16 protein-coding genes and 1 pseudogene are annotated in these 14919 nt (G+C 42.3%); 4 read left to right on the top strand and 13 right to left on the bottom strand.

Annotated features, from left to right (window positions below; all coding sequences use genetic code 11):
• The first annotated feature begins 58 nt into the window (after positions 1–58).
• Positions 59–1300 carry a group II intron reverse transcriptase/maturase gene (gene ltrA / locus HUK62_RS03770; protein WP_004826931.1) on the top strand — a complete coding sequence of 414 codons (1242 nt, stop codon included), beginning with the start codon at positions 59–61 and terminating at the stop codon, positions 1298–1300.
• Positions 1301–1481: 181 nt separating this feature from the next.
• Here ltrA and HUK62_RS03780 read toward each other — a convergent pair whose 3' ends face one another.
• The 3 genes from HUK62_RS03780 to lgt form a co-directional block, all read right to left on the bottom strand.
• A complete protein-coding gene (locus HUK62_RS03780) occupies positions 1482–1850 on the bottom strand; it encodes a hypothetical protein (RefSeq protein ID WP_151835538.1) in 369 nt (122 codons plus the stop codon).
• Between the two features lie 3 nt (positions 1851–1853).
• Positions 1854–2237 carry an AzlD domain-containing protein gene (locus tag HUK62_RS03785; protein ID WP_176537123.1) on the bottom strand — a complete coding sequence of 128 codons (384 nt, stop codon included), beginning with the start codon at positions 2235–2237 and terminating at the stop codon, positions 1854–1856.
• A 100-nt stretch (positions 2238–2337) separates the two neighbouring features.
• Positions 2338–3150: a prolipoprotein diacylglyceryl transferase gene (gene lgt, locus HUK62_RS03790; protein ID WP_176537124.1), complete on the bottom strand. Its 813-nt coding sequence runs from the start codon at positions 3148–3150 to the stop codon at positions 2338–2340.
• A 93-nt stretch (positions 3151–3243) separates the two neighbouring features.
• Between lgt and HUK62_RS03795 the strand changes: the two genes are divergently transcribed.
• The gene (locus HUK62_RS03795) at positions 3244–4026 is read left to right on the top strand and encodes an NRDE family protein (protein ID WP_176537125.1); all 783 of its coding nucleotides are present in this window, start codon (positions 3244–3246) and stop codon (positions 4024–4026) included.
• Positions 4027–4068: 42 nt separating this feature from the next.
• On the opposite strand, the pseudogene HUK62_RS03800 reads toward HUK62_RS03795, so the two are convergent.
• A pseudogene (locus HUK62_RS03800) lies at positions 4069–5736 on the bottom strand (alkaline phosphatase PhoX); the annotation flags it as partial.
• Positions 5737–5807: 71 nt separating this feature from the next.
• Here HUK62_RS03800 and HUK62_RS03805 point away from each other — a divergent pair.
• Positions 5808–6559 (top strand): IS5 family transposase gene (locus tag HUK62_RS03805; protein ID WP_149931241.1). Its coding sequence is split into 2 segments (ribosomal slippage): positions 5808–6144 and positions 6144–6559, totalling 753 coding nucleotides; the frame shifts between segments, so codons are not numbered across the junction.
• Between the two features lie 3 nt (positions 6560–6562).
• Here HUK62_RS03805 and HUK62_RS03810 read toward each other — a convergent pair.
• The 4 genes from HUK62_RS03810 to tatA form a co-directional block, all read right to left on the bottom strand.
• Entirely contained in the window at positions 6563–7102 is a 540-nt protein-coding gene (locus HUK62_RS03810) for an alkaline phosphatase PhoX (RefSeq protein WP_176537126.1), read from the bottom strand.
• Positions 7103–7275: 173 nt separating this feature from the next.
• Complete coding sequence (gene tatC / locus HUK62_RS03815; protein ID WP_176537127.1) at positions 7276–8055, bottom strand: twin-arginine translocase subunit TatC; 780 nt, start codon at positions 8053–8055, stop codon at positions 7276–7278.
• Entirely contained in the window at positions 8052–8510 is a 459-nt protein-coding gene (gene tatB / locus HUK62_RS03820) for a Sec-independent protein translocase protein TatB (RefSeq protein WP_176537128.1), read from the bottom strand. Before tatB ends, tatC begins: the two co-directional genes overlap by 4 nt.
• Positions 8511–8522: 12 nt before the next feature.
• Complete coding sequence (gene tatA / locus HUK62_RS03825; RefSeq protein ID WP_004692445.1) at positions 8523–8741, bottom strand: Sec-independent protein translocase subunit TatA; 219 nt, start codon at positions 8739–8741, stop codon at positions 8523–8525.
• 159 nt (positions 8742–8900) lie between these two features.
• Between tatA and HUK62_RS03830 the strand changes: the two genes are divergently transcribed.
• Positions 8901–9785: a permease gene (locus tag HUK62_RS03830; protein WP_176537129.1), complete on the top strand. Its 885-nt coding sequence runs from the start codon at positions 8901–8903 to the stop codon at positions 9783–9785.
• 119 nt (positions 9786–9904) lie between these two features.
• Here the strand turns inward: HUK62_RS03830 and rdgB are convergent, their stop codons facing one another.
• The 5 genes from rdgB to leuA form a co-directional block, all read right to left on the bottom strand.
• Positions 9905–10531 (bottom strand): RdgB/HAM1 family non-canonical purine NTP pyrophosphatase, encoded by a 627-nt coding sequence (gene rdgB, locus HUK62_RS03835; protein ID WP_176537130.1) that lies wholly within the window; start codon positions 10529–10531, stop codon positions 9905–9907.
• 104 nt (positions 10532–10635) lie between these two features.
• Positions 10636–11226 (bottom strand): tetratricopeptide repeat protein, encoded by a 591-nt coding sequence (locus HUK62_RS03840; RefSeq protein WP_218015310.1) that lies wholly within the window; start codon positions 11224–11226, stop codon positions 10636–10638.
• Entirely contained in the window at positions 11223–11816 is a 594-nt protein-coding gene (gene metW / locus HUK62_RS03845) for a methionine biosynthesis protein MetW (protein ID WP_004692438.1), read from the bottom strand. The genes HUK62_RS03840 and metW overlap by 4 nt, the downstream gene beginning before the upstream one ends.
• Complete coding sequence (locus tag HUK62_RS03850; RefSeq protein WP_176537131.1) at positions 11816–12976, bottom strand: homoserine O-acetyltransferase; 1161 nt, start codon at positions 12974–12976, stop codon at positions 11816–11818. Before HUK62_RS03850 ends, metW begins: the two co-directional genes overlap by 1 nt.
• Positions 12977–13077: 101 nt before the next feature.
• On the bottom strand, positions 13078–14775 hold the full coding sequence (gene leuA / locus HUK62_RS03855; protein ID WP_004979043.1) for a 2-isopropylmalate synthase: 1698 nt from the start codon (positions 14773–14775) through the stop codon (positions 13078–13080).
• Positions 14776–14919: the final 144 nt, after the last annotated feature.

The following is a 14919-nucleotide window of genomic DNA, read 5'->3' on the forward strand; positions in this document are numbered from 1 at the left end:
GTTGCATTATCCAGGTCTACGGATTTGTCAACTGTGCAAGCAGGAGGAGCAAAACTTTATGACCAAACCATTTAACATTCCTAAAGCGTTAATCTGGGAGGCATTTAAAAAAGTCAAAGAGAATGGTGGCGCTCCAGGCGTTGATCATGAATCTATTGAGCAATTCGAAAAGCATTTAAAGAACAACCTATACAAACTATGGAATCGACTTTGTTCTGGCAGTTATTTTCCACCGCCAGTTAAGGCTGTTCCGATTCCAAAGAAGTCAGGTGGCGTGCGTATACTAGGTATTCCAACAGTTGCAGATCGAGTCGCGCAAACAGCAGTTAAGCTCTTATTAGAGCCGAAAATTGATCCATTATTTCATCCAAACTCATATGGATATCGTCCGGGGCGTTCTGCCCATGATGCAATTGCGATAGTGAGGAGACGAAGTTGGGATTATGACTGGGTTGTGGAATTTGATATCAAAGGTCTCTTTGATAACATCGACCATGATTTACTCATGCGTGCACTCAAGAAACACTGTGAAATTCCATGGATTCTTTTATATGTGCAACGTTGGTTAAAAGCACCAATGCAACACATAAATGGCCATCTTTTAGAAAGGAATCGCGGCACACCACAAGGTGGTGTTGTGAGTCCTTTATTGGCGAATTTATTTATGCATTATGCTTTTGATATGTGGATTACGAAACATCTTCAAAGTGTACGGTTCTGCCGTTATGCAGATGATGGCGTAATTCATTGTCGGAGTTTATCTCAAGCCAAACTTGTTTTACAAAAGATCGATGCACGATTTCGTGAATGTGGTCTCGAATTGCATCCAGACAAGACAAAGATTGTTTATTGCCAAGATATTAATCGTCGTAAAGCATATCCCGATGTTCAATTTACTTTTCTCGGGTACACGTTTAGGCCCCGTAAGGCTGTGGACAAGTATAAAAGAGTTTATGTAAATTTCTCTCCTGCAGTCAGTCGTGATGCACTTAAAGCAATGCGACAGACTATTCGGAAATGGCATCTACATCTGATGTGTAATCGCGAATTAAGTGATTTATCTGCAATATTCAATCCAATTCTTCAAGGTTGGCAGCAATACTATGGTCGATTCCATGGTTCAGCAATGTCAGCGATCTGGCAACACATGAATGCTTATCTTATACGCTGGATGAGGCGTAAGTATAAAAACTTGGCCCGTCATAAAAGACGGGCTAGATATGCCTTAGGGCGACTTGCGCGTGATTTTCCAAATGCCTTTGTGCACTGGAAAATGGGATGTTTACCATCGGTTGGATAATGGGAGCCGGATGAGCTGAGAGGTTCATGTCCGGTTCTGCGAGGGGCTAAGGGTGAAATTCCCTTGGTCTACTCACCAACAAAGTGGTTATGCGGTTTATCGTAACCAAAATGTGAACTACAGCTATTATCGAATGGATTAAGCAGATGTTGACGGGATGTAGAGCAACTCCGCATCCCGATTAAACTCTTTTTTCACGCTGCGCGTGAATCGAGACTAAAAATAAACCAATTCCACTAAAGCCGATACACTGGAGCGCAAGCGCAATTTTATCTTGAGCGGGTAAATAGCCGAGCAAACAAATCAGGGCAATTAGGGGCATAAAAATAACCAAACGCGAAAAGCCTTCACGATACGGATTGTCCTGAGCAATCTTCAATTGCACACCGCGTAGCAGATGCGTTGCAATGCCAATCACTAGACTCAAACCAATAAAAATCGCGCCAAGCTGTTGAACTTGTGCTGCCATAAAAATCATCACGCAAGTGGCAATACAAACGATGAGTTTAATTTGACGGCTACAGCGTTCAGAATACCAAAAGTTCAACATGGTTTATTTGGACTCAGGCTGAGTATTGCTATGCAAAAGAGATAGGGGGGAAAATAGGCAAATCCCCAGCGCCATAAAACCAATCCCTTGTGCACCTGGAATCAGCAGCTCACCATCTTTAATATTCATAAAAATTAGCGCTAAGAGTAGGGCAATCGGAATCCAAGTCAGTAGACGATACAGAAAGCCTGTAGGGTTCTTGGCCGCAAAGTGAATTTTGCAGTAACGACAAATCAGAAAAACAATCCCAGTACCCAAGAACATTAAAATGGCATTGAGGCTCAGGGGTTCCATCCAATACAACACACCTGTTATAACAGCAATTGCGATAAAAATAAGTAATTTTTTAAGAATAGAAATTGAGGGATTAAACCAAAATTCGAGCATGGGAGTGATGTATTTAAAAACCAAACATATGTCACTTTAGCATAATTTGGCCCTAAAAAAGGGGGCAATGAAGCCCCCAATATTTTATCCGCTCATCGGATTAGCCATTATTCTTTTGTGGACCCCAATCATAGATTTTCTTTTGATAGGCATACCACATCATCCACGTACCAACCAAAATCATTGGCAGACTGAGGAATTGACCTTTACTCATCCATGCGATGAATAGTTGTCCGTTGTCAGGTTCACGGAAGAACTCGACGATGAAGCGGGCCATACCATAACCGATCAGGAATAACGCTGAAACCGCCATGCGAGGACGTGGCTTTGAACTGAACCACCACAGTACGATGAATAACAATAACCCTTCAAAAAAGGCCTGATAGAGCTGAGACGGATGGCGAATTAGCTGTAGCGGATCCGTTGGGAAAATCATACCCAATGCAAAGTTTGGGTCTGCAACAGGGCGACCGTAAAGCTCTCCACCAATGAAGTTACCAATACGGCCAAACATGAGCCCTGTAGGTACACATGGCGCAATAAAGTCGAGGGTTTGGAACCAAGTCATTTTGTATTTCTTGCACCAAAACAGCATGGCAAGCATTACACCCAAGAAGCCGCCGTGGAAGCTCATTCCGCCTGTCCAGACTTGGAATAGCCAAATAGGGTTGGCAAGGAATTGCTCAAAGCCATAAAAGAAGACGTAACCGACACGACCACCAATAACTACACCTAGAGCGCCATAAAAGATCAGATCGGAGACCATGTCCGGTGTCCAACCTCGTTCTTTCGCGCGGTAGCTTGCTAGTCCCCAAGCAAACAAAAAGGCCAATAAATACATCAGTCCGTACCAATGGACTTGTAAAGGGCCAAGTGCTATTGCGACGGGGTCAATATTTGGATAGGTCAGCATGCATATTCCTAGTCATTATGTTTTGAACAGATTTTAGCTGAAAGAGATGAAAAATGTTGTACATTCAATGTGTAAAGATGATGAGTATCGTTTATGTGTATTGTGGCAATAGCATGGCAGGTCTTGGATGAGATGCCATTATGTTTGATTTCAAATCGAGATGAGTTCTATCAGCGTCCGTCGAGCCATTTAAAGCAATGGGAAAACAGCCCGATTATTGCAGGGCAAGATTTGCAGTCTGGCGGCACATGGATGGGTATAACGCCAACAAGACGTTGGGCGGTTTTGACCAACTTTCGCGATGGAAAGGATCAAACTAGCTATCCAACGTCTCGCGGACATTTGATTCAATCCTTTTTAGAGTCTGAACAAACCCCGATTCGTTTTGCTCAAGACTTAGAGAAAAAACAATGCGACTATGCGGGCTTTAATCTTTTTATGGGGGATCGGCATCAGGCGGTCTACATGAGCAATCGTGGTGAAGCACCACAGGTTCTTCCGAAAGGCGTGTATGTGGTGTCGAATGGTTTGATGACGGAACATTGGGAAAAAACCAAACATTTACGTAAGCGCTTTACCCAAGAGTTCCTACCGATGTTGCAACAATCCAACATCTTACAAAGCGAGTTAGAGAAGACAGCTTGGGATATTTTGGAGGATGAACGCAAGATTATTTCAGACTTGTTGCCACAAACTGGGATTAGTCTGGATATGGAAGAGTTACTGTCTTCGACCTTTATTCAAAGTCCGATTTATGGGACACGCTGTTCTAACTTCCTGAGCATGACTCATGAACAATGGTCTTGGCTTGAAAAGCAGCAGCAGGGTGAGTGTAAAGGGGAAATCATAGAACAGGTGGTATTCTTTAAACCATAAAAAATGCCGACATGAGGTCGGCATTTTTTATGAGTTTGTTACTTAAGAGGCTTTGGTCGTTTCCAATGCTTCTCCAGCAATTGCACCACCATCTACACGTGTAATGACTAATGTTGCAGAACGTGGGCGAGAGCCTAATACCGCTTTGCTTAGATTTAATGCAGATGGATGATTCGCAGACCAATTATTACCTGGGTGCTGAATATTGATAAAGATAGCTTTGTAATCAGGTGTCATCGTAACGCCTGTAATTTCACAACCTGCAGGGCCTGTAAGGAAGCGACGGAGTTTGGTGTTGTCTAGCTCCGCACCAGTAGGCGTTGGTAAACCAGCTGTCGTTTTAACTTGACCATCGCCGACTTGACCAGGAAGTGCTGCGAGCATCATACAGTTAGTTTCATCTGTATATGAACCATCATCTGTTTGAATCCACAATACACCACGTGGGTCGAACCACATGCCATCTGGGCTTGAAAAGTCATTGTCTGCGCCAAGTTTTGACAGGTTAACATCTTGAATAGAGTCTTGTTCAGCGCCGAATAGGAAAATGTCCCATGTAAAGGTTGATGCAGTAACGACATCTCCAGTTTCTTTGAAACGGATGATATGACCGTTAATATTTCCTTTAGGACTGCCACCTTTGTCGGCATCTGCATAGTTACGTGGGTTTGCAGAGTCCAGTGGGTGAGCAGTACCACGGCTACTGTTGTTGGTTAAAGTCACATAGACTTCACCATTCTTAGGATTGACTGCAACCCACTCTGGACGGTCCATTTTGGTTGCACCCACTGCATCTGCTGCAAGGCGAGTATTAACCAAGACATCAGCCTGATCAGCAAATTTATATTTTGCATAAGCCGAAATAAGCGGGTTATTGATATTGAGTTCAACCCATTCGCCTGTTGATTTTTCTGTCGCAGTATCAAAGTTAAACTTCGCAACATACAGTTTGCCGCTGTTCATGTATTTGTCACCAGCGGTGTAACCACCATTGATATCTTTAGCATCCCAAAGTGCATCAGAGACAAACTTATAGATGTATTCGCCTTGAGAGTCATCACCCATATAGAATGCGAGTGGCTGACCTGCAATAGCACGACTTGCACGACAGTCTTCGTGTGCAAAACGACCGAGTGCGGTGCGTTTAACAGGGGTGTGACTGCCATTAAAAGGATCAATCTCAACAATCCAGCCAAAGGTATTTGTCGTGTTACGGAAGTCATCTTTTGCTTCAGCACCCGATACTTTGGTTAACCAACGGTCATAGATATCTTGGATATTAAGGTCTTTAATATCATTTGTACGTGAGTCTTCAGTGGCTTTGACGGTATGCCATTTGTATGAGCTTGCCGCAGGAATTTTGTAGCGGTCTAATGCCACAATGCTATTGGCATCACGACCAATGTCATCACGCGAGAAATACTGGTTAAAGTTTTCTTCTGTAGTTAGGTAGGTTCCCCAAGGGGTATAGCCATTACCACAGTTATTGATGGTGCCTAAACCGAAATCGCCATTTGGGCTGAACTTGGTTTTAACTTGGTTGCTACCTTTCACTGGACCAGTAAACTCAATACGTGAAGCAGCGGTAACACGGCGGTTAAACACAGAAGATTTATTTATGCCTACCAGTTGCGTTTTGCTGTCTTTTTTCAGTTCAATCACTGAAACACCGTGACAGTTAATTTCACGGAGTGCTTCATCTTCTGAGCGAACTGCTGCATTAATTGTATTAGGGCTTGTTGAGAATTAACAAAGGCTACTGATTAATTTATAATAGTACTATGGATAGATACATACTTACTGATGCCCAATGGGCAAAAATGGAACCTTTTTGCCTAGGTAAAGTGACCGATCGAGGTCGTAGTGGAAAAGATAATCGATTATTTTTAGAAGCAGTCCTATGGATTGCCCGTACAGGCAGTCCATGGCGTGATCTACCTGCTCATTTTGGTAAATGGAATACCGTCTTTAAAAGATACCGTGATTGGGTGAAAGCTGGTGTATTTGAAACTATTTTTGCATCTGTAAATGAAGATGTTGATTTGGAATACGCCATGATTGATGGAACGATTGTTAAAGTTCATCGACATGGCCAAGGTGCAAAAGGGGGACCTTCAAACAGTCTATAGGTAAATCTCGAGGTGGAATGACTTGTAAAATTCTTGCCTTAGTGGATAGTCTAGGCAACCTCATTAAGTTTCGATTAATGCCTGGTCAATATCACGATTTAGTAGAAACCAAACCTTTAATTGAAGATGTTGATTTTCAAGCATTACTAGCGGATAAAGCATTTGATGCAGATTGGCTCATCCAAGAACTCAATGAACGTAAAGTGAAAGTGGTGATCCCACCCAAATCTAATCGAAAAGTAATGAGAGCCTTTGATACGATTATGTATAAATGGCGTCATCTCATTGAAAACTATTTCTGTAAGTTAAAAGAATTTAAACGTATAGCGATGCGTAGTTGTAAAACAGATACGAGTTTTGAAGCCATGATTCAATTGTGCGCGAGTTTAATTAACTCTCGGTAATTCTCAACAGACCCTAACAGCAGGGTGTAGAATTTTTTTGTCATCGACATATTCGTGATTCATGACCAATAGACCTGAGTCTGATTGGTTTACATCGAAGCGGCTATTGGTCATGCCAAAGAAGGTCATACCATCATGACATTCGCCAGAACGACGAACAAATGAAGCACCTGTTGGAATATTATTTTCGTCCCATTCTGTGAGTCCATCAGAAATCGGGTCACCAAGCGCATATAGAACACGTGCCTCATAGCCTTCTGGAACGCTAACTTGATCTAACACGTTTTTATTTACGGCTTTAAACTTTAGTGAACTTGGCGTTTGGTTTTTATCTGGTGTAACTGGTGTTGTGGGTGTCGAATCGTTATTGTCATCATCACCACAGCCCGTCAAAGACGCTGCTAATGTAAGTGCAACAGCACCACCTGCAGTTTTGGTGATTAAATCACGACGTGTAATTTTTTTATTAAACAGTTCTGAAAATTCAGCATTCCCCGAATTATTACTATCGTAATCGTCATTAAAAGGCATTTGCTCAGTCATAAGTTTTCCTAGCGTCTTTGCTTGGTCGTTTTTAGAAAGTTACAAACAAGGTAAAGCGTCAATATGACAAGGTGGTGAAGCTTATATGTCAAAAACATGAAATGATCAGTAGTACATCTAGCCATAAAAAAAGCAGGCACTTTTGCCTGCTCATTGTTTAAACTCGGGGGAGTTTAAACTTCAGCCGCTCGCTTTTTTTCAATCAGTTTTCCAAAAAAGAGACCAATCTCAAATAAAAGCCACATCGGTATCGCGAGCATAATCATCGAAAGAGCATCAGGTGGGGTCACAAACATTGCAACAAAAAAACAGCCGACAATAATGAATTTTCGTTTTTCAACCAATTGTTGTGTGCTCACCACCCCAATCAAGATGAGTATCAAGGTAACAATAGGAATTTCAAATGTTAAACCAAAAACCAAAAACAGTTTTAGACAGAAGCTGAGATAGCTGTTGATGTCTGTCATTGGGGCCACAGTGTCAGGGGAAACACTGATAAAAAAGTGTAAAATGGATGGCAGCGCAATGAAATAAGCGAAAGCCACACCAGCATAAAACAAAGCAATACTACCAATCAAAAGAGGTGTTGCGAGCGATTTTTCTTTTTCGTATAGCGCAGGTTTTACAAAAGCCCAAAGCTGATAAATGATAAAAGGCATGGCCAGCATGAGAGCCACAAAAAAGTTCAGTTTAAATGGTGCCATGAAGGTGGCAGTAACATCCGTTGCAATCATAGATGAGCTAACTGGAAGTTGTGCTCGTAAGGGTTCAGATAGCATTTGGTAGCTATGATTGGCAAAAGGCAATAAACAAAAAAACAAAATGAGAATTAAACCGACGATTTTAAATAAATGACCTCTTAAGATGATCAAGTGCTTAGTAATCGGCATTTCTTCAAGCAGCAGTTGCTCTGAGTCTTGCGTCACTACAGGGCTTAAGTTGCTAGATTTCATACGGCCTCCCGCATCGGTTCAAAGCTATTTTGAACACAGCTTAAATAAGGTGCCGAATCTACAGATGACTTTTGTTTCATAGGCTGAAGTGTCAATAATACAGGTGCTTTTTGATCTACATACTGATAAGTATGGGAGATATTTTTATTATCGAGTGTGGCGGTTTCTTGGTGCTTTTCATTTGCCAAAATATTTTGTTGTTGTATATGTTGCATCTGAGCTTGCATTTTTTGTTCAAGCTCCTGAATTCGCTTCATTTCATTTTGCATTTGCTCACGTAATTCAGACATACGCAGTTCACGGTCAATGTCATTTTGTACATTACTGACCATGCGTTTGGCTTTGCCATACCATTTGGCTGCAAAGCGTGCTGCTTCAGGTAGTTTCTCAGGACCTAGAACTAATAATGCAACGATAGCAAAGCATAAGAGTTCCGTCATACCTACATTTAGCATGGCAGTGCTCGCTTAGCTTTTAATAGAACTTTCGGTGCTTTTGACATGAGCATCAATCGTTCGTGGCTCATTGAGTTGAGCTGCTTCAGCTTCCTCATCACGGATCGACTTTTTAAAGTCTTTCACCGCACCGCCGACATCTTTACCTAAGTTCTTAAGTTTGGCTGTACCAAAAAGAAGAATAACCACAATTGCAAAAATTAGTACGTGCCAAATTGATAGTCCCGCCATGGGTAGATCCTCATCATTTTTCGTTTTCCCTATATCAACAGGCTTGTGTGACATTGCGGTGACGATGATGTTTCAATTTCAAGACAAAACGATCGCTTTGCACAGATTTTGAGAAAAAGCAGTGTTATGATGATTCGGTGAAATTTCAAGGATATTGAAGTGACGTTGCTGCTCCCTCTGTTGGCCTTTCTTAGTGGTTTATTCGTTGCATCCACCCCATTGGCAACATGGTTGAAAACAGGCTTTTCAAGTCTTTTAGCGCGTTGCTTTATTCCGATTGTTATTGTCTACAACATGGTGTTTTATCAGGCTGGTAGCTTTAGTCTGATGCTATTCAGTTTTGTCGTGGCAGTGCTCTTATTTTACTTTTTCTTATACTTTTCAAAGAATAAATTAAGCGCCCTATGTTTTAGTTATGTCAATATGGCATGGTTAGGCTTTCCTTTTGCGATTGCGTTGTTTGGCACAAAAATTAGTCCAGCGATGGTGGCTTTATATATCGGTGGCTCTATTTTTGGCAATCTCTGGGCAGTGACGGCTGTGAGCCAAACATCGTTAGCTTTTTCGTTTATTTTTAAAAAAGTGCTCTGTGCTCCACCCATGATTGCTTTGATTTTAGCCCTTATTTTTCGTTCCGTTGGGGTACAACATTGGTCACAGCATGATCTGATTGATGTGATTTATAGTGCAGCCAAATTTGGTATGAGCTTCTCTGGCATGTGTGTATTGGGCATGTGGTTGAGGCACACCAAAGTTGAGAAAGCGGACCTGTGGCAAAGTAGTCAGACGGCTTTGTTAAAATTGGCATGCGGCGTGGTGCTGTGTGGGCTGAGTTATCGTTACTTCGCTATTCCTAATATTGAACAATATATTGGGGTCATGTTCTTATTGTTCTGTTTACCGCCAGCAGCCAATATTGTGGCTTTGGAAACGCATTATCAGGGTACAGGCATGTCGGCAAAATACATTGCTTCAGGTACGATCATCAGCTGTGTTGTGGTGAGTATTTATGGTTTATTGCTGCATGTATTTGCTGTGATCTAAGCACTCACTTTTAGCTGGAGATGCGTAGTGCTGCGCAAGGGCGATAGAGGAGAATATGAAAAATCTTTCGCCGCCGTCCTCCCCGAGGGGAGAATGGGTAACATTGCGCAGCTTGGTTTTTATTGTTCTAAACTGGCTTTAAACAGTTGCATCGCCTGACCACGATGGCTGATTTTATTTTTTTCTTCTTTGCTCATTTCTGCACTTGAAAGCCCTAACTCGGGTAGCCAGAACAGTGGATCATAACCAAAACCATTTTCCCCACGAGCAGCCTCTAGTACTTCACCTTTCCAAATGCCTTGGAAAATTTGTGGAAGAGGATCATCAGCATGTTGTACTAACGCTAAAACGCATACAAACATGCCTTCGATCGCTTGACCGTCTTTACGCAGTGGCTTGAGTTCAGCTAAGAGTTTTTGGTTATTGGCAGCATCATCGCCGTGTTCACCTGCATAACGCGCAGAGTAAATCCCCGGTGCACCATCTAAAACTGGGACACAAACCCCAGAGTCATCTGCAATGGCTGGTTTTCCTGAAATTTTAGAAGCATGGCGCGCTTTAATAATCGCATTTTCGACAAAGCTCAAACCATCTTCAATGGCATCTTCAATATTCAATTTACCTTGAGCAATCACTTCAACAGGTAAGTTGAGTTCTGCAAATAATTTTTCAAATTCCGCAATTTTGCCTTTGTTATTACTTGCGAGGACTAAGGTACCTTGAGATAACCAATCAGTTGATGCCATGTGAAAGATCCGTGCTTTAAAAATTATGCGATTATTTTAACAAGTCCGACTCATGGATAGGCAATAAAAAAGCACCCGAAGGTGCTGAGTATGGAAATAAAAGCTTATTGAGCTTGAATCCACTTGTCTGCACGGTCACGTGCTTGACGAATTTGATCTTGCGTTAAGTTTGCCGCCAAGGCTGTTTTCTTGCCTTCAGAAAGTGTAATCACTTTATTGTCAAGCATGCCATCACGGGTTGAAAGCTCATACCATTGGTAAGCACCCATGTAGTTTTTCTTTTGCTCTTCCATCATCGCCAAGTTAAAGCTTGCGCGGTTATCACCACGGCTGGCTGCTTTTTCAAAGTATTGACGTGCTAAAGATTCATCTTTTTTAGTGCCTAGGCCATCTGCAAGCATACGACCAACATTCAGCTGGGCCGCTGAAAGACCTTGATCTGCAGCTGCTTTGTACCAAGCAAAGGCATGTCGTTCATCTGCAGAGATGTCTTTACCTTGTTGATACTTGGTTGCAAGATAGAACTGCGCAGCAGGCTGACCTGCTTTTGCCGCTTTAATTAAGCTATTGATATCCATAACAGAATACTGTGCAGCTTGACTCGCAACAGACGTGGTTGGGGAAACATAATCTGCATGAGCTTGAATGCTCAAAAGTCCAACCAGTAGTGTCGTGCTTAAGAATAGTTTTTTCATAGAGCGCTCACTCGATAAATTGCGACTTCACCAAACAAATTCGGGAGACGTTTACTGAGTAAACTATCTTGTTGATCCCCATTTACAGCGAGTCGATTAATAATTCTGATGTTATTTTCCGCACAAAGTGCTTCAAAATCACGGAAAGTACATAAGTGGATATTGGGTGTGTTATACCACATGTACGGCAAAACTTCAGAAACGGGCATCATTCCTTTCAGTGCCAAGAAAGAACGGGTCTTCCAATGGGCAAAGTTAGGAAAAGTAATGATCGCCTGTTTCCCTACGCGCACCATATCACGTAATAAAACATCTGGTGCATCTACCGCTTGCAAGGCTTGTGCCATAACGACATAGTCAAAAGACTGGTCTGCAAAGCGGCTTAAACCCAAGTTTAAGTCTTGTTGGATAATATTTAACCCGCGACCGACTGCAATTGCAATCTTTTCTTGATCAATTTCCAGTCCATATGCGCGAATATTGTGCTTTTTGCTCATATGAGCCAGTAATTCACCGTCACCACAACCTAAATCGAGTACGCTAGAATCAGGTTTGATCCATTTTTCTGCCAGTTGATGATCAATACGCATTACAGAGCCTCCTGAGATGTTGCTTGAAGGTGTTCAGAACCGCCCAGAAATGCACGTAATGCTTTTACATACAAAGGAATCGGGAACAGGAATGAGTCATGGCCTTGTTCAGCGTCGATATCTAAATAGCTCACCGGTTTGTGGTTGGTGATCAGCGCATCCACAATTTCTTGTGAACGTTGCGGGGTAAAACGCCAGTCGGTGGTAAAGGACACCACAAGGAACTGACATTTGGTCTGTGACATGGCTTTAACTAAAGACTGTTCATACTCACGCGAAGGATCAAAATAATCCAAAGCTTTGGTCATAATCAGATAAGTGTTGGCATCAAAGTTACGGCTAAATTGTTCACCTTGATAGCGCAAATAGCTTTCGACTTGGAATTCGACATCGAAACCATACATAAATTTGCCTGACTTTAAGTCGCGGCCAAATTTTTGTTTCATGGCTTCTTCAGACAGGTAGGTAATATGACCGACCATACGTGCCAAAATTAGGCCACGTTTTGGATAGCTGTCATTTTCAAGATAGCGACCATCATGGAAGTCTGGATCAGACAAAATTGACTGACGTGCGACTTCGTTAAAGGCAATATTCTGAGCAGACAGTTTCGGCGCACTGGCAATAATCACGCATTTTTGCAAGCGATCAGGATAATCAACCGACCATTGCAAGGCTTGCATACCGCCTAGCGAACCGCCAATGAGCGCACTCCAGACTTGAATACCCAGATGATCGGATAAAATGGCTTGGGTTTTAACCCAGTCTCGGACGGTGACTAAAGGAAAGTCAGGGCCATAAGGACGGTTATCATTTTCAGGATTTGGCGAAGTTGGCCCTGTTGAACCGCTACAGCCCCCAATATTGTTCAGTGCAACTACGAAAAACTTTGAAGTATCAATCGCTTTGCCTGGGCCAATACAGGCGTCCCACCAACCCGGTTTTTTATCGTCAGCATGATGGTAACCCGCAGCATGATGATGACCCGATAGTGCATGGCAAATTAAAATCGCATTGGATTTATCTGCATTGAGCTCACCATAGGTTTCAACCATCAGTTCATAACGAGGGAGAATACGACCGCATTCGAGCTCTAAGGGCTCTTCAAAAGTAAACTTTTGTGGACTAACGATACCCACGGAGTCAGCAGGAAAAGACACAGGAATAATACGCCTTAAATCTTTGGGATTAATAAACAAAAGGATACCACTTGAGGGTATCCTTCTAAAGTCATTTTAGTGCTAATTATTATTGCTAATACTTATACCGCAGCAGCAATCACTTGATCTGTGCTTAACACACCTTGATCAATTAAGCGGTTGGTACACGCAATAATCGCTTCAATCGATGAGGTCACAATGTTGTCATGAATACCTGCACCGAAGGCTGATTTGCCGGTTCCTTTGACTTGTAATTCAACCAAAGCCAAGGCTTTAGCATTTGCCCCAGAGCTAATACCACGCTCTTCGTAGCTCAAGACATCAATTGGTAACTGTAAAGCATCCAACATCGCAGAAATTGGACCATTGCCTTCGCCACGTAATTGCTGCGTTTCACCATTCACTTCAACTTCAAGCTCAACCACTTGTTTGCCGTTGTTGTCATACAAACGGTAGTTTTTAGTCGAGTAATGCGTATCCTTGGTGTCCACATAAGTTTCTTTGAACAATTTCCAAATTTCTTGTGCGGTAATTTCAGTGCCTTCTTCATCGGTACGTTTTTGTACGGTTTGAGAGAATTCAATTTGGATACGACGTGGCAATACTACGTTGTAATTTGCTTCCAACAAGTAAGCAATACCACCTTTACCTGACTGTGAGTTGACGCGAATCACAGCATCATAGTCGCGGCCCAAGTCTTTCGGGTCGATTGGTAAGTATGGCATATCCCAAATTTCTTCGTTCTTTTGGAACTCAAACCCTTTTTTAATGGCATCTTGATGCGAACCAGAAAATGCGGTGAAGACCAAGTCGCCTGCATAAGGGTGGCGAGGGTGAACAGGCAAACCTGTACATTCTTCTACCGTTGCAATGATTTCATTGATATTTGAAAAATCTAAGTTTGGCGCAACACCTTGAGAGTACATATTCAAAGCAATCGCAGCGACGTCGACGTTACCTGTACGTTCGCCATTACCAAACACACAGCCTTCGACACGGTCTGCACCGGCCATAATCGCCAATTCTGAGGCAGCAATCCCGCAGCCACGATCGTTGTGACAGTGCACAGAAATAATCACGCCATCACGACGAGCGATGTTGCGGTGCATCCATTCAACTTGGTCTGCATAAACATTCGGTGTTGAAACTTCAACCGTAGCAGGTAAGTTTAAAATCACTTTATTGGTTGGCGATGCTTCCCAAATTTCGGTAACTGCATCACACACATCTTTTGCAACTTCTAATTCGGTTGCAGAGAAACACTCTGGGCTGTACTGGAACACCCATTCCGTTTCCGGATATTGCGCTGCATATTCTTTAACTTTGCTCGCTGCATTGACTGCTAATTGCTTCGCACCTGCAACATCGACATTTAAGACTTTTTGGCGGAAAGTTGGAGCATTTGAATTATAAATATGTACGATGGCACGTTTTGCGCCCGCTAAAGACTCAAAAGTACGCTGGATCAAATGATCACGTGCTTGAACTAAAACTTCGATATACACATCATCTGGAATGTGATTTTCTTCGATTAATTTACGGGTAAAGTCAAAGTCAATTTGAGATGCTGAAGGGAAACCGATTTCAATATTCTTGAATCCAATTTTCACCAACATTTGGAACATTTTAAATTTTTGTTCCATGTCCATCGGTTCAAAAATCGCTTGGTTACCATCACGCAGGTCAGTACTCATCCAAATAGGCGCTTTTGTAATTTCGTTGTTTGGCCATTGACGGTCTGGCAAGTCAACACGTTGATACATGCGACGATATTTTTTACTTGGATCAGCCAACATCATGAGGTAACTCCTTACATAGTACGGGTTGCATTTGAGTGGGTAATAAAAAGCAACCTACTACTGAATATAGATTGTGTCTATGGTCTCTATTTACAAGGGAGTCTTCAGGGTGTTTGTAAACGTAAATATTTGATACGACTTAGA

This window comes from Acinetobacter sp. NEB 394 (assembly GCF_013374795.1).
In the GTDB taxonomy this organism is placed as follows: Bacteria; Pseudomonadota; Gammaproteobacteria; order Pseudomonadales; family Moraxellaceae; genus Acinetobacter; species Acinetobacter johnsonii.

What these genes read in the sequence shown, in the direction of transcription:
- ltrA (WP_004826931.1), top strand. Translation starts at nt 59, where the DNA reads ATGACCAAACCATTTAACATTCCTAAAGCGTTAATCTGGGAGGCATTT.
- HUK62_RS03780 (WP_151835538.1), bottom strand. Translation starts at nt 1,850, where the DNA reads ATGTTGAACTTTTGGTATTCTGAACGCTGTAGCCGTCAAATTAAACTC.
- HUK62_RS03785 (WP_176537123.1), bottom strand. Translation starts at nt 2,237, where the DNA reads ATGCTCGAATTTTGGTTTAATCCCTCAATTTCTATTCTTAAAAAATTA.
- lgt (WP_176537124.1), bottom strand. Translation starts at nt 3,150, where the DNA reads ATGCTGACCTATCCAAATATTGACCCCGTCGCAATAGCACTTGGCCCT.
- HUK62_RS03795 (WP_176537125.1), top strand. Translation starts at nt 3,244, where the DNA reads ATGTGTATTGTGGCAATAGCATGGCAGGTCTTGGATGAGATGCCATTA.
- HUK62_RS03810 (WP_176537126.1), bottom strand. Translation starts at nt 7,102, where the DNA reads ATGACTGAGCAAATGCCTTTTAATGACGATTACGATAGTAATAATTCG.
- tatC (WP_176537127.1), bottom strand. Translation starts at nt 8,055, where the DNA reads ATGAAATCTAGCAACTTAAGCCCTGTAGTGACGCAAGACTCAGAGCAA.
- tatB (WP_176537128.1), bottom strand. Translation starts at nt 8,510, where the DNA reads ATGCTAAATGTAGGTATGACGGAACTCTTATGCTTTGCTATCGTTGCA.
- tatA (WP_004692445.1), bottom strand. Translation starts at nt 8,741, where the DNA reads ATGGCGGGACTATCAATTTGGCACGTACTAATTTTTGCAATTGTGGTT.
- rdgB (WP_176537130.1), bottom strand. Translation starts at nt 10,531, where the DNA reads ATGGCATCAACTGATTGGTTATCTCAAGGTACCTTAGTCCTCGCAAGT.
- HUK62_RS03840 (WP_218015310.1), bottom strand. Translation starts at nt 11,226, where the DNA reads ATGAAAAAACTATTCTTAAGCACGACACTACTGGTTGGACTTTTGAGC.
- metW (WP_004692438.1), bottom strand. Translation starts at nt 11,816, where the DNA reads ATGCGTATTGATCATCAACTGGCAGAAAAATGGATCAAACCTGATTCT.
- leuA (WP_004979043.1), bottom strand. Translation starts at nt 14,775, where the DNA reads ATGATGTTGGCTGATCCAAGTAAAAAATATCGTCGCATGTATCAACGT.